Here is a 13,896-nt window from a genome sequence, read left to right on the forward strand (position 1 = left end):
GTCCTGTCCGGGGGGCTGTCCGAAGGTGTTCCGACAAGATGTTCCGACGAAGGTGTTCCGACCCACTGTAGTGCCGCCGAACAGGGCACCGGCCGGTCGGATTCCTCTCGGCCATTTCTTTCCGGGGCTTTCCGGATCGTTGTTCGGTGGAAAGACGCTCGCCCGTGGCCATTGGTTGCCGAGTGGTCCCGGATTGACCTTCTTCGAGGAACCTCCGCGCTTATGCGCAACGGTCCAAGCAGGCACTTTTCCGAGCAGAGCCGACCAATCAAGATCACTTACAGGTGGCCGCCGGGCGTGTTGTCAGTGGCAGGTGCGAGGATGCCTCCAGTACTGGCCGACGTGCCCGTGTGCGGTGGGGGGAATCACAGCGCGTGTCCCCGTGCCGGGCGCCCAGCGCAGAAGGGACCGCTGACGGCGATGCAGATCCGGCTGACCGTCCTCGGGCCGCGCAGCGGCCAGACCGAGCAGCAAGGCCGCCCCGCGACGGCGACCGGGGCCCAAGGTGCCTGTGACGTCCTGGTCACCGCCCCCGCGGGGACCGCGCTCGCCGCGGTGGTCTCCGGTCTCGCCACGGCCGTGGCGGGCAGCGAGGCGCCCCTCGTGCTGTTCGCGGGCCCGGACCGCCTCGACGCCCAGCGCTGCACGCTCGGCGAGCCCCCCTTGATCGACGGCGCGGTGCTCTCGCTGGGCGCCCCCGCCGAGCCGGGTCCCGAACTGTCCGGCGCGGCCGCGCAGTTGCACGTCGTGGCGGGACCGGACGCGGGCGGCGTCCACCTGCTGCACGGCGGCCAGATCCGCGTGGGCCGCTCCGCGGAGGCCGACGTGCCGCTGGACGACCCGGACGTCTCCCGGCTGCACTGCGCTGTCACGCTCGACCCGGACGGCCGCGTCACGGTCGCGGACCTGCACTCGACGAACGGCACGGCGGTGGACGGCAGGGAGATCACCGACCGCCCGGTCCGGCTCTCCCCCGGCTCCCTGCTCCGCATCGGCGAGTCCGCGCTCCGCCTGACGGACGGCAGGGGCGGCCCGGTGCCCGGCGTGAGCGGCGTGCTCGCCACGGCCCCGGACGGCGAGGGCCACGTGCGCGTGCGCCCCGCCGCGGCCCCGCCGCCCACCCTCGGAGAGCCGTCCCCCACCCCCGCCGCCACCCACCACGCGTACGGCTCGGCGGGCTGGGGCGCCGCGGCCGGCACCGGTGTCGGCACTGAAGGGGCGTACGGCACACGAGGAACATACGAGAACCGGCCGACGGCCGCGTACGGCACACACGGGACCCACGCAGGCCCCACCGGCACCGACACCCCCGTCGTGCCGCAGCAGGGCGGCATGCCCGACGCCGAGCGGACCGGCACCGGGAGCACCGGGGCCCCCGGCAGCACCACCGGCACCCCCGCGCGCGGGACGGCCCTGCCGCGCGCCGTGCGCAGGCGCGGCGGCCTCTCCGCCTGGGCCCGCCGGCTCACCGGAGGCCGGGACGGCGGCCGCACCCCGGAGGGGTACGACGTGTACGACGGCCCGGACGGCCCCGAGGAGTACGAGGACCACGACGGCCGCCACGAGGCGTACGCCGACGGCGGCCGGGGCGGCGCCGGCGGACCCCTGGAGCTCTCCCCGGAGGACCTCGCCATAACGGCCGCCGCCCGTACGCCCGAGTCGTGGCCCGATCCCGCCACCCTGCTGCTCACCGCGCTCGGCCCCGGCCCCCGCCTCTGGGAGCGCGGCCCCGACCACCCGGAGGCGCTCGCGGTGCGGCTCGGCACGGTCGACCGGACCCTGCCCGGCGCCGACGGGCGCGACGAGCTGCTGCCCGCCGTGCCCGTCACGGTCGGCCTGCGGGAGGCGGGCTCGCTGGGCCTCGCCGGGCCCAGGGACCGGCTGGCCGGCCTGGCCAGGGCGGTCGTCGCCCAGCTCGCCGCGCTGCACTCGCCCGACTCCCTGGAGATCGTGCTGATCAGCACGGACCGGGCGCGCCCCACGGCCGAGCGCACCGCCGAGTGGGCGTGGCTCGGCTGGTTGCCCCACCTGCGGCCCACCCACGGCCAGGACTGCCGCCTCCTCCTCGCCTACGACCGCGACCAGGCGGCCGCCCGCACGGACGAGCTGGCCCGGCGCCTCGACGACCGCATCGCCGACGGCGGGGCGTACGGCACGGACGGCGTGGCGGCCGGTGCCCGCACGGTCGTCGTCGTCGACGGCGACCCCGGGTCCGCCGGGCTGCGCGAGGCCACCGTCCGGCTCGCCGACGAGGGAGCGCGCGCCGGGATCCACGTCGTGTGCCTCGCCGAGACGGTGGCGGCCTCCCCCGCGTCCCCGGTCCTCGACACGTACGAAGCCGCCTGCGCGGTGACGCCGGCCTTCCGTGCCTGCGGTGCCGCCGCGCTGCTCAGCGGTGACGTGGCGACCGCGCTGAGGCTGATGCGGACGGCGGGCGGCCGCCCCGCGGGGCACGGCACCGTCGCCGCGGTGGACGCCGTGTCGGCGGCCTGGGCCGAGCGGTTCGCGCGGGCGCTCGCGCCGCTGCGCTCGGACGGCACGGCCGGTGAGGGCCACGCGCGCGTGTCCGCGCCGCTGCCCCAGGCGGCCCGGCTGCTCGACGAGCTGGGGCTCGCCAGGGCCACCCCCGCCTCCCTGATGGCGCGGTGGGCGGCGGCGGCCGACGACCCCGAGGCGCTCGGCGGGCGCGCCGTGGCGGTGCTCGGCGCGGGGCCGCGCGGGCCCGTCGTCGCGGACCTCGCCGCCGACGGGCCGCATCTGCTCGTGGAGGGCCCCGCGGGCAGCGGTCGTACGGAGCTGTTGCGCTCCGTCGCCGCCTCGCTGGCCGCCGCGGAGCGCCCCGACCGGCTCGGCATCGTGCTCGTCGACGGGCGGGACGGCGTCGGCGCGGGCGGCGCCACGGGACGGCAGGGGACGGGACTCGGTGTCTGTACGGACCTGCCGCACGTCACCACGCACCTCGTGGCCAACGACCCTGTCCGCATGCGGGAGTTCGCCCAGTCCCTGGCCGCCGAACTGAAGCGCAGGGCCGAGCTGCTCGGCAGGCTTGGCTTCACGGAGTGGCACACGCAGCGGGAGGTGTCGGGGCGGATGGTCACGCAGCGCTCGCAGTCCTCCGCGGCCACGGCCTCCGCCTCCGCACCCTCCGCCTCCGCAGCCTCGGTCTCGGCCTCGGCGGCGGCTTCCGGAGTGGCGCAGGGGCTCGACGGCGACCTCGAACCGCCGCCCAGCGCCACGATGCGGCTGCGGCCCGCCGCGGCGCGGCAGCGGGTGGAGCCGGGGCCGCCGCTCCCCCGGCTCGTCGTCCTCGTCGACGACTTCGACGCGCTGCTCTCCCCCGCCCTCGGCTCCCCCGGGCGGCCCGCCGCCGGTTCGGTGGTCCGCGCGCTGGAGGCCGTGGCGCGGGACGGGGAGCGGCTCGGGGTGCATCTCGTGGCGACCACGGGCCGCAGTGAGCGGATGCCGGAGACGGAGCTCGGGCAGCGGGCGTCCCTGCGGGTGGTCCTCGACGCGGTCGCTTCGGGGCCGGAGGAGCCCGCGCCGGGGCGGGGCGAGCTCCGCTCCCCGGACGGGCGGGCCACGGCCTTCCAGGCGGGCCGGGTGACGGGCCGGATTCCCCGTACGGCGACGCTGCGGCCCACGGTGGTCCCTCTGGAGTGGGAGCGGATGGGCGACCCGCCGGCCCGGCGGCCCGTGCGCGAGCTGGGGAACGGACCGACGGATCTGGCCCTGCTGGCCAGTGCGCTGGAGCGGGCCGCACGGTCCGTCTCGGCGGACCAGGTGCCGTCCCTGCTGTGAGGGAATCAAGTCCCTGGCAGTGAGGAAAGCAAGTCCCTGGAGGCAAGGGAAGCAAGTCCCTGGTGGTGAGGGAACACCGCTCCTAAACCTCATGACGCCACGTCACAACGCCATTACGATCAGCGAGTTGACAGCGCAGGCCATCTTGCCGCCCCTCCCCGCGCGGGCGTAGACCAGACCGCACGGGACTCGCCAGGGAAGAGAACGGGGCAGTGATGCGCAGCACTCTTCGTACACGCAGGGCACCGCTACATCGGCGTACCACCGCCAGGATCGCCTCCGCCGTCGTCGCGAGCGCGCTCGCTCTCACCGTCACCGCCTGCGGCGGTGACGACAGCGACGACGGTGACAAGGGCTCCGGCGGCGGCGACAAGCAAACGGGGAGCGCGCTCCGACTGCCGAAGCTGGACGGGGAGAACGTCTCCGTGGCCGCCGTGTGGGGCGGCGCGGAGCGCAAGGTGTTCCTGAAGGTCCTCGACGAGTTCGAGAAGCGGACCGGCGCCAAGGTCTCCTTCGTGCCCGCGCAGGACCCCATCATCAGCTTCCTGGAGTCGAAGGTGGCGGGCGGGGCGCCGCCGGACGTCGCGATGCTGCCGCAGGTCGGCGCGATCGAGCAGGCCGTGGCGAACAAGTGGGCCAAGCCGGTCGGGCCCGAGGCCCAGAAGCAGCTCGACAAGAACTACGCCAAGGGCTGGCAGGACCTGGGAGCCGTCGACGGCAAGCAGTACGGCGTGTACTTCAAGGCGGCCAACAAGTCGCTGATCTGGTACAACACGCTCGTCTTCGAGAACGCGGGCGTCAAGCCGCCCAAGACCTGGGACGAGTTCATGGAGACCTCCCAGACCGTCTACGACTCCGGTGTGCCGCCGGTGTCGGTGGCGGGCGCCGAGGCGTGGACGCTCACCGACTGGTTCGAGAACATCTACCTCTCGCAGGCGGGCCCGGAGAAGTACGACCAGCTCGCCCGGCACGAGATCAAGTGGACGGACCCGTCCGTCAAGGACGCGCTGACCACCCTCGGTGAGCTGTTCGGGAAGAAGGGCTTCGTGGCGGGCGGCGCGGACGGCGCGCTGCAGACCGAGTTCCCCGCGTCCGTGAAGCAGACCTTCCGGGGCGGCGACCAACCGAAGGCGGGCATGGTGTTCGAGGGCGACATGGTGTCCCTCGCCATCTCGGAGACCAAGGCGGAGGTGGGGAAGGACGCCAAGGTGTTCCCCTTCCCGGCGGTCGGTGACGAGTCCCCCGCCGTGGTCGGCGGTGACGCCGCGGTCGCGCTGAAGGACAGCAAGGGCGCGCAGGCGCTCCTGACGTTCCTGGGCTCGCCGGACGCGGCGAAGATCTGGGCGGAGGCCGGCGGCTTCATCTCGCCGAACAAGAACCTGGACATGTCCGCGTATCCGAACGACGTGCAGCGGAACATCGCCAAGGCGCTGATCGAGGCCGGTGACGACATCCGCTTCGACATGTCCGACCAGGCCCCGCAGTCCTTCGGCGGTACGCCGGGCAAGGGCGAGTGGAAGGCGCTGCAGGACTTCCTGAAGAACCCGGAGGACGTCGCCGGCACGCAGAAGGTCCTGGAGACGGCCGCCGCCAAGGCCTACAAGGACTGACGCGGTGGCGTCCGCGAACGCCGAGGGCACCCCGCAGGTGGTGCCCCCGGCCCCGACCTCGCGCAAGAGCGTGACCGGCACCCGGAAGACCGTGGCGGTGCTGTTCCTGCTGCCCGCCCTGGTGCTGCTCGGCGCGCTCGTCCTCTACCCCATCGGGTACTCGCTGTTCCGCAGCTTCTTCGACAAGTCGGGCGACTTCACGGCGTTCGGCAACTACGAGACGCTGTTCACCGACGACAGCATCGTGACCGCCATCAAGAACAACGCGATCTGGCTGGTGGTGGCGCCGACCGTGGCGACCGCGCTCGGCCTGATCTTCGCCGTGCTGACCGAACGGGTCCGCTGGGGCACGGCGTTCAAGCTCGTCATCTTCATGCCGATGGCGATCTCCATGCTGGCCGCGGGCATCATCTTCCGGCTGGTGTACGAGTCCGATCCCGACCGGGGCGTGGCCAACGCGGTGGCGGTGAGCGTGCACGACACGTTCGCCGAGGCGTCGGCGTTCCCGCAGGCGCATCCGAGCATGAACTCGCCCCTCAAGTCGGCGGGCGGCGGCGCCTTCATCACGAAGGAGCCGGTCGAGGCGGGCAAGCCGGTGGTGCTGCCGCTGACGGGTGTGCCGCCGAACGAGATGCCGGACGACGCGAAGGCCGCGGAGCCGGCGCGGGCCGACCCGGACCGGGTCACCGGTACGGCCTGGCAGGACTTCACGCGCGGCAAGGGCCGGGGCGAGCCGAACGCCCCCGACTCCTCGGAGTTCGGCTACGCGGGCATCAAGATCGAGGCCGTCAAGGACGGTGAGGTCGTGGCGTCCACGGAGGCGGCGGCGGACGGTACCTTCGCCCTCCCCAAGGAGGCCGACGGCGCCCAACTCCGCTATCCCGCGTCGAACTTCCGCGAGGCGTACAACGGCGTGGACTGGCTGGGCCCGAGCCTGATCACGCCCGCGATCATCGGCTCCTACCTGTGGATGTGGGCGGGTTTCGCGATGGTCCTGATCGCGGCGGGTCTCGCGAGCGTGCCGCGTGAACTCCTGGAGGCGGCGCGCGTGGACGGCGCCAACGAGTGGCAGGTCTTCCGCCGGGTGACGGTGCCGCTGCTCGCCCCGGTCCTCGCGGTGGTCCTCGTCACGCTGATGATCAACGTACTGAAGATCTTCGACCTGGTCTTCGTGATCCCGCCGGGCTCGTCGAAGGACGAGGCGAACGTGCTCGCGGTCCAGCTGTACAACTCGGCCTTCGGCGACCGGGACGCGGGCGTGGCGAGCGCGATCGCCGTCCTGCTCTTCCTGCTCGTGATTCCCGTGATGCTGTTCAACATTCGGCGCATGAGGCGGGAGGCGCAGCGGTGACGACGCAGACCGAGACCGTGACCGTCAAGGCCAAGCAGTCCGTGGGCGCCCGCGTCGCCTCGGCGCTCGGCGGCACCGCGCTGCGCGTGTTCCTCGTGCTGGTCGGCCTCTTCTGGCTGGTGCCGGCGGTCGGGCTGCTGATCGGCTCGCTGAGGACGCCCGCCGACATGAGCGAGAGCGGCTGGTGGAAGGTCTTCGGCGCGCCCTCGCAGCTGACGCTGGACAACTACTCCAACCTCCTGGAAGACGACACGATCACCGACTCGATCCTGGCCAGCGTCATGATCACCGTGCCGGCGACGCTGCTCGTCGTGGTGATCGGGGCGCTCGCCGGGTACGCCTTCGCGTGGATGGACTTCCCGGGGCGCGACTGGTGGTTCATCGGCGTGGTGGGGCTGCTCGTCGTCCCGGTGCAGGTGGCGCTCCTGCCGGTCTCCAAGCTGTTCGGCGAGATCGGCATCTTCGAGACGACGATCGGCGTGATCCTCTTCCATGTCGCGTTCGGCCTGCCGTTCGCGATCTTCCTGCTGCGGAACTTCTTCGCGGAGATCCCGCGCGAACTCCTGGAGGCGGCCCGGCTCGACGGCGCGGGCGAGATGCGGCTGTTCCTGCGGGTCGTGATGCCGCTCGGGGCGCCCGCGATCGCCTCGCTCGGCATCTTCCAGTTCCTCTGGGTCTGGAACGACATGCTGATCGCGCTGATCTTCGCGGACTCCCAGAACCCGCCGATCACGGTGGCGCTCCAGCAGCAGGTGCGGTTCTTCGGCGACAACGTGCAGATCCTGGCGCCGGGCGCGTTCATCTCGATGGTGATTCCGCTGGCCGTCTTCTTCGCGTTCCAGCGGCAGTTCGTTTCCGGCGTGATGGCGGGGGCGGTGAAGTAAGCGGGCGAGGGCCGGGTCGGGGGCAGGGCATGACCCGTCCGGCCCCCGCGAGAATGGCGTAGCTGCGCGCGAGGTTCCGAACATATGCGGTCAGAGTGGACAGATGTACCACTTGAGCTTGAGGCCGCGCCGACGTCCCGGACCACCCGCTGCTCTCGTACGACGCCTGCTCGCCACCGCCCGGACCACCCGCTTCCGCCTGGAGCGGGCGGCGGCGGGGCGGCAGCGTGGGCCCGCGGCGGGGCCGGGCCGCCGTGCGGCAGGGGCGCCGCTGCTGGCACCTGTGCACTTCTCGTTGCGGGACAGCCGGACCCTCAACCTCGCACTCCGCGCGGAAGGCGTCCTCGGCGGGACGGGCGGCGCCCGCCTGGTGATCTCGCGGGGGCCGCGCAGGCTCGTCGTGCCGCTCGTCCGGGAGACGCGTACCGGCGGGATGCCCCTGCTGACGGCCACGGCGACCCTGCGCGGCATGGGGGACGGCGTGTGGCGGCTCACCGTCGAGGCGCGGGGCGCCGACGGCCGCGTACGGCGGTACGGTCTCGCTCCCGCCGAGACGGGCACCCCCACCACACCGCCGAATCCCCCACCCGCGCCGCCCACCGCCCCGCCGCCCGCCACGCCCACCGTGCCTCACGCCCCCGACCCCCTGACCGGCACGCTCGTCCGGATCGTCAGGGCCCGTAGCGGGCGGGCGGTGTTGCAGGCGACGCGATCGCGGGCGCGGGCGGAGCTGGTGCGGTTCGTGCCGGCCGGGGACGGGATCACGGTTCACGGGAGGCTCGTGGCGGGGAACCGGGGCCTGCCCCAGAAGCTCCGGGCCGAGGCCGTGCGGCGGCGGGACGGCGTCGTCGTACCGGCGGAGGTGTCCTGGCAGGAGAACACCGAGGAGACCACCTTCACGCTGCGCGTGCCGCTCGGCGCGATGGCAGGGGCGGGTGCCGGGCAGTGGGTGTGGGACTTCCGGGTGGGCCCGCTGCCCCTCGGCCGGTGGCTGACCGACGTGCGCGACCCGTCCACCGCCTACCCCACCCCCTTCCGCGTCTTCGCCCTGCCGGACGGCGCGCTCGTCCGGGCCCACGCCCACTTCACCAGGACCGGCGCCTTCGCGGTGACGTGCTGGGACATCACCACCGAAGCCACCCGGAAGCCCGCCGGACCACCGGAGCCCACCGCCGTGACGGAGCCGGCAGCCGCGACGGAGTCCGCCGCACCCGAGCCCGACGGCACACGCGAGTTCGCGGAGGAGACCACATGAAGATCACGTACCTGCTCGGCTGGGGCGACGAGATGGGCGGCACCGAGCTCGCCACGTACACCCAGGCGCGGCACCTCGCGGAGCGTCCCGGCATCGAGGTCGAGGTCGTCTCCGTCTTCCGGACCCGCGCCGAGCCGTTCTTCGCCGAGGCGCGCGGCCTGCCCGTGCGCCACCTCGTGGACCGCACCGTGACGCCCGAACGCCCGGTGCGGGAGACGGAGTTGGACGACGCCGCGTGCCGGGCGCTCGCCGCACTGCCCAGCGAGCTGATCAGACCCGCCTGGGAGGACGCCTTCGACCGCCTCTCGGACATCGAGATGGCCGCCGCGCTCGGCGCGATCGACACCGACGTGCTGGTCACCACGACGCCCGCGCTCCTCGCCGCCGCCGTGGCGCTCGTGCCCGCGCGGGTCGTCACCGTGCACCAGGAGCACCGCCCCACCCAGCGCCGCGGCCCGTCCGGCGAACCGCTGCTGCTGCACGCGCCGCGCCTGGACGCGCTGGTCACGCTCACCGAGCGCACCCGCGACTGGATCGCGGAGTCCCTGGGCGCCACCGCCCCCGAGCTGGCCGTCATCCCGAACGCCGTGCCCGACGGCTTCCGGCCGCGCGCGGACGGCGAGGGCAAGGTCATCGTGATGGCGGCGCGGCTGACCGGCGAGAAGCGGGTCGACCACGCCGTCCGGGCGTTCGCGCAGGTCGCCGACGCGCACCCGGAGTGGACGCTGCGGATCTTCGGCGGCGGCCACCGCGAGCGGCAGCTGCGCCGCCTGGTCGACGGGTTCGGACTGCACGACCGGGTGGAGCTCCTCGGGCCCTGCCAGGACATGGCGGCCGAGTGGGCCAAGGCCGGGCTGAGCCTGATGACGGCTGGACACAACGAAGCGTTCCCGCTCGTGCTCCTCGAAGCGCTCGCCGCCGGGGTGCCGGTGGTCGCGTACGACGTGCTGACGGGGCCCGCCGAGATCGTGCGGCACCGCGTCGACGGGCTGCTCGTGCCGCCCGGCGAGGTCGACGAACTCGCTGTCGCCATGGGTGAGTTGATGGCGGACGACGAGAAGCGGCGCGCCTACGCCCAGGCGGCCCGCGAAGGTGTCTACGCGCGGTTCTCCTCCGCGGACGTCACCGCGCGCTGGGAGGAGCTGTACACGCGGCTCGTCGCGGGGCGCGACCGGCCGGAGCGGCTGCGCGGGCGCGCGGACCGGGTGGCGCTCGGTGTGGCGTCCGGCGGCAGCGGCTTCCGGCCCACCGCCCCGCACACCTTCGACGCCGCGGCCGCCGCCGACGAGCACGCCCGCGAGGAGGAGATCCGCGCCGCCGACACCACGGGCCGCGTCATCCGCTCGGTGGGCCGCCTCGCCGAGCGGCGCGACGACGTGCTCGCGCCCCACATGGCCGACTGGAACCTTGAGCTCGCCGCGGACGCCCTGGAGGCGCAGGACGTCCCGTACATCCTCGTCCGCACCACCAACGGCGCCGCCCACACCCTGGCCGTGGCGGAGGACGACCGGGGCCGCGCACTGAAGGCGCTCGCCGGTGTGCTGCGCGGGCAGCCCGTCTACGCCGAGCTGGTCAACCCGCGCGACGCGGCGCCCGGCACCGTGCTCGCCGAGCGCCTCGACACCATCGGCGAGCTGGCGGGCGTCAAGCTGTTCAAGCCGGTCACCACGACCACGCTGTCGCTGCGGCACGGCGCGGGGCTCGCCTGCACGGTGGGGTTCTGGACGCGGACACCCGACGGCTCCTTCCGGGCCCCGTTCGGTGCGACGCTGGCGGGCGCCGAGCTGCCCTCGCTCACGCCCACGGCGACGCTGTGCGTGGCCGACCGCGCGTATCCGACCCTGGACGTGTTCACCGAACTCCTCGTCAAGGACGTCGACTTCCCCATCGACGCCGTCTACACCTGGGTCGACGACTCGGACCCCGAGTGGCGCGCCCTGCGCGACGCGACGCTCGGCGGCGGCGACACGTCGGCCGACAACGGCGCGGTGCGCTTCCGCAACCGCGACGAGCTCCGCTTCAGCCTGCGCTCCCTCGCGATGTACGCGCCGTGGATCCGGCACGTGTACCTCGTCACGGCCGGACAGGTCCCGCCCTGGCTCGACCGGGATCAGCCGGGCCTGACGGTGGTCGACCACCGCGAGCTGTTCGCCGACCCCGAGGCGTGCCTGCCGACCTTCAACTCGCACTCCATCGAGTCCCAACTGCACCGCATCGAAGGCCTGTCGGAGCACTTCCTCTACTTCAACGACGACATGTTCCTCGGCCGCCCCACCAACCCGGACACCTTCTTCCTCAGCAACGGCCTCGCCCGCTTCTTCTGGTCGTCGGCGTCCGTGCCCGCGCTGCCGGTCGCGCCCGGCGACGAGGGCTATCTGGCGGCGGCGAAGAACAACCGTGAGCTGCTGCGCCGCGAGTTCGGCAGGACGACGACGCACACCTTCTTCCACGTGCCGTACGCGCTGCGCCGCAGCGTCCTCGCGGAGATCACCGAGCGCTTCCCCGAGCAGCTGGCGGCCACGGCCCGCAGCCGGTTCCGCTGCCGCGACGACTTCTCGCTCGTCTCGTCGCTGCACCACCACTACGCCTACCTGACGGGGCGCGCGGTACCCGCCGGCATCTCGTACGACTTCGTGGACATCGGCGACCGCGCCGACCACGCGCGGCTCGGGCGGCTGCTGCAGAACCGCGACAGGACGGCGTTCTGCATCGGGGAGTCCCCGGACGGCGGGGTGACGGACGAGGAGATGGCGCTCGCCATCCGGTCGTTCCTGACGGCGTACTTTCCGGTGCGCTCGCCCTACGAGCTCTGAGAGGCAGAGAGGAACAGCCGCCGGACGACGCGTTCGGCGGCGTTCCCGTCGTCGTAGGGGCAGAAGCGTTCCCGGAACGCCGTCCGCAGCGCCGTCGTCTCCGCCGTGTCCCAGCCCCCGTACCGGAAGAGTCCCGCCAGCTCGTCCTCGGTGGTGGCCACGGCGCCCGGTGTCTCGCCGGGGCGTCCGGAGAGCAGGTCGAAGTAGGTGCCGCGGGCGAGGCGGTAGGCCTGCCAGTCGGGGGCGTACGTGACGATGGGGCGGTCCAGGCAGGCGTAGTCGAACATCAGGGACGAGTAGTCGGTGACGAGGGCGTCGGCGGCCAGACACAGCTCCTCGACGTGCGGGTGCCCGGTGGCGTCGATGAGCTGCGGGTGGTTCTCCAGGCCGGCGTCGGCGCCGTAGAAGTAGTGGGCGCGCACGAGCACGACGTACGACGGGCCGAGTGTCTCGGCGAAGCGGCGCAGGTCGAGGCGGGGCAGGAAGCCCTTCTGATAGTCGCGGTGGGTGGGCGCGTACAGCAGCACGGTCCGCCCGTCGTCGACACCCAACTGCGCCCGGACACGCTCCACTTCCTCTGTCCCCGCCGTGAAGTAGACGTCGTTGCGCGGATAGCCCGCCTCCAAGGGCTGATAGGCGACGGAGGGGTAGACGCGTTCCCAGATCTCCGTGGAGTGAGGGTTCGAGGAGAGGCTGTAGTCCCACTGGTCGGTGTGGTCGAGGACCTTCTGGAAGCTGATGCCGTGCGTGCCCGCGGGGTAGCGGCGCTGGTCGAGGCCCATCGTCTTCAGCGGGGTGCCGTGGTGGGTCTGGAGGTAGACCTGGCCGGGGCGTTTGGTGAAGCCGCCGGGAAAGCTGGAGTTGTTCACGAGGTACGTCGCCGTGGCCATCGTCTGCCAGTAGCGCCGGGAGCCCTCGATGACGTACTCGACACCGGGTGGTACCCGGTGCTTGTTGCGGCTTGAGACCACCCACACGCCCCGGACGTGCGGGGCGAGTTCGCGTGCCTTGGCGTGGATGGCGGCCGGGTTGCAGGAGACGCCGCGGTTCCAGTAGGCACCGTAGACCGCGAGGTGCGGGTCGAGGGGGCGGCGCAGGTCGGCGCGGTAGGCGGCGCGCATGGCGCGGGCCCGCAGCTTCTTCTTCTGCCGCGTCAGCCTGCGGGTGACGCGCAGCCGCCGCGTCTCGGCCTTGCGCAGGCCTTCGTAGGCGGTGAAGGAGGCGGCGGCGAGGGCCTTGCCCTCGGGGGTGCGGGGCGCGGTGCCCGCGGGCGCGTACGCCCGGTGGACGCGGGACGCCTCGCGGAAGAAGTCACGCCGGTCGGCCTGCCGGATCCGTCCGGGGTCGTCGAGGACGGCGAGCAGGTGGGCGGCGGCGTGCGGCAGGAGCCGGGCGCGCTCCTCGGGTCCTGCGGCCGCGAGCAGCTGCTCGTACCGTCCGACGACGGCGAAGTGGGCGCGGCCCGGCGTCTTGGTGAAGCTGCCCGCGCGCCGCTCGCGCCAGCGCACGCAGGGCCGGTCGAGTACGGTGACGCGGTCGCCCGCGCGGAGGGTCGCGGTGTGCACCGGCACCACGTCCTCGTAGGCGCCCGCGGAGAACGCGAGCCGCTGCGCACGCCAGAAGTCGCGCCGGAAGACGCGGTTCCAGGCGGCGGGGGTGACGGCGAGGGGGTCGCCCGTGAGGTCGTCGCCGCCGGGGCGGACGTGCTCCCACCAGTCGACGCGGTCGTGGGCGCAGAGCAGGACGTCGGGGTCGTCGGCCGCGGTGAGTGCGGCGTCGACGGCCGCGAGGGCGCCGGGGAGCAGCAGGTCGTCGCCGTCGAGGAAGAGGAGGTGGTCGCCGGTGGCGCGGTCGGCGCCGGTGTTGCGGGCGGGGCCCGTGCCCGTCCGGTCGGGGACGCGGACGAGGTGCGTGCGCGGGTCGCGCTCCGCGTACTCCGCGGCGATCGCGGCCGAGGCGTCGGGGGACGCGTCGTCGACCACGATCAGTTCGAGGTCGCCGAAGGACTGGGTGAGCACCGACTCCAGGCATGCGCGCAGGTAGCCCTGGACGCGGTGGACGGGGACGACTACCGAGAAGCGCGTCATGGGCACCGACCGTAGTCAGCCGGGCACCGCCTGTCGAAGACCGAGCGTCACTCGTTGGGGTGGTGGAGTGCAAAGACCTTGACCGTCGTGAGACGCGA

General features: G+C 73.4%; 7 protein-coding genes. 6 read left to right on the top strand and 1 reads right to left on the bottom strand.

Going from position 1 to position 13,896, the window contains the following annotated elements; all coding sequences use genetic code 11:
* The first annotated feature begins 420 nt into the window (after window positions 1-420).
* The 6 genes from ACZ7LU_RS36900 (at window position 421) to ACZ7LU_RS36925 (ending at window position 11,711) form a co-directional block, all read left to right on the top strand.
* Window positions 421-3,798: an FHA domain-containing protein gene (locus tag ACZ7LU_RS36900; protein ID WP_471919240.1), complete on the top strand. Its 3,378-nt coding sequence runs from the start codon at window positions 421-423 to the stop codon at window positions 3,796-3,798.
* 215 nt (window positions 3,799-4,013) lie between these two features.
* A complete protein-coding gene (locus tag ACZ7LU_RS36905) occupies window positions 4,014-5,408 on the top strand; it encodes an ABC transporter substrate-binding protein (protein WP_468082634.1) in 1,395 nt (464 codons plus the stop codon).
* Window positions 5,409-5,412: 4 nt separating this feature from the next.
* A complete protein-coding gene (locus ACZ7LU_RS36910; RefSeq protein WP_471919241.1) occupies window positions 5,413-6,759 on the top strand; it encodes a carbohydrate ABC transporter permease in 1,347 nt (448 codons plus the stop codon).
* Window positions 6,756-7,643, top strand: a complete 888-nt coding sequence (locus ACZ7LU_RS36915; protein WP_398298363.1) for a carbohydrate ABC transporter permease — start codon at window positions 6,756-6,758, stop codon at window positions 7,641-7,643. Before ACZ7LU_RS36910 ends, ACZ7LU_RS36915 begins: the two co-directional genes overlap by 4 nt.
* A 103-nt stretch (window positions 7,644-7,746) precedes the next feature.
* A complete protein-coding gene (locus tag ACZ7LU_RS36920) occupies window positions 7,747-8,898 on the top strand; it encodes a hypothetical protein (RefSeq protein WP_471919242.1) in 1,152 nt (383 codons plus the stop codon).
* Window positions 8,895-11,711: a stealth conserved region 3 domain-containing protein gene (locus ACZ7LU_RS36925; protein WP_471919243.1), complete on the top strand. Its 2,817-nt coding sequence runs from the start codon at window positions 8,895-8,897 to the stop codon at window positions 11,709-11,711. Before ACZ7LU_RS36920 ends, ACZ7LU_RS36925 begins: the two co-directional genes overlap by 4 nt.
* On the opposite strand, the gene ACZ7LU_RS36930 is transcribed toward ACZ7LU_RS36925, so the two are convergent.
* Window positions 11,699-13,798: a bifunctional glycosyltransferase/CDP-glycerol:glycerophosphate glycerophosphotransferase gene (locus ACZ7LU_RS36930; protein ID WP_471919244.1), complete on the bottom strand. Its 2,100-nt coding sequence runs from the start codon at window positions 13,796-13,798 to the stop codon at window positions 11,699-11,701. The two genes, ACZ7LU_RS36925 and ACZ7LU_RS36930, sit on opposite strands and share 13 nt — an antisense overlap.
* Window positions 13,799-13,896 lie beyond the last annotated feature (98 nt).

The organism is Streptomyces sp. NPDC039462, assembly GCF_055639375.1.

Coding starts and splice junctions, on each gene's coding strand:
- ACZ7LU_RS36905 (WP_468082634.1), top strand. CDS start 4,014: ATGCGCAGCACTCTTCGTACACGCAGGGCACCGCTACATCGGCGTACC.
- ACZ7LU_RS36930 (WP_471919244.1), bottom strand. CDS start 13,798: ATGACGCGCTTCTCGGTAGTCGTCCCCGTCCACCGCGTCCAGGGCTAC.
- ACZ7LU_RS36920 (WP_471919242.1), top strand. CDS start 7,747: ATGTACCACTTGAGCTTGAGGCCGCGCCGACGTCCCGGACCACCCGCT.
- ACZ7LU_RS36900 (WP_471919240.1), top strand. CDS start 421: ATGCAGATCCGGCTGACCGTCCTCGGGCCGCGCAGCGGCCAGACCGAG.
- ACZ7LU_RS36925 (WP_471919243.1), top strand. CDS start 8,895: ATGAAGATCACGTACCTGCTCGGCTGGGGCGACGAGATGGGCGGCACC.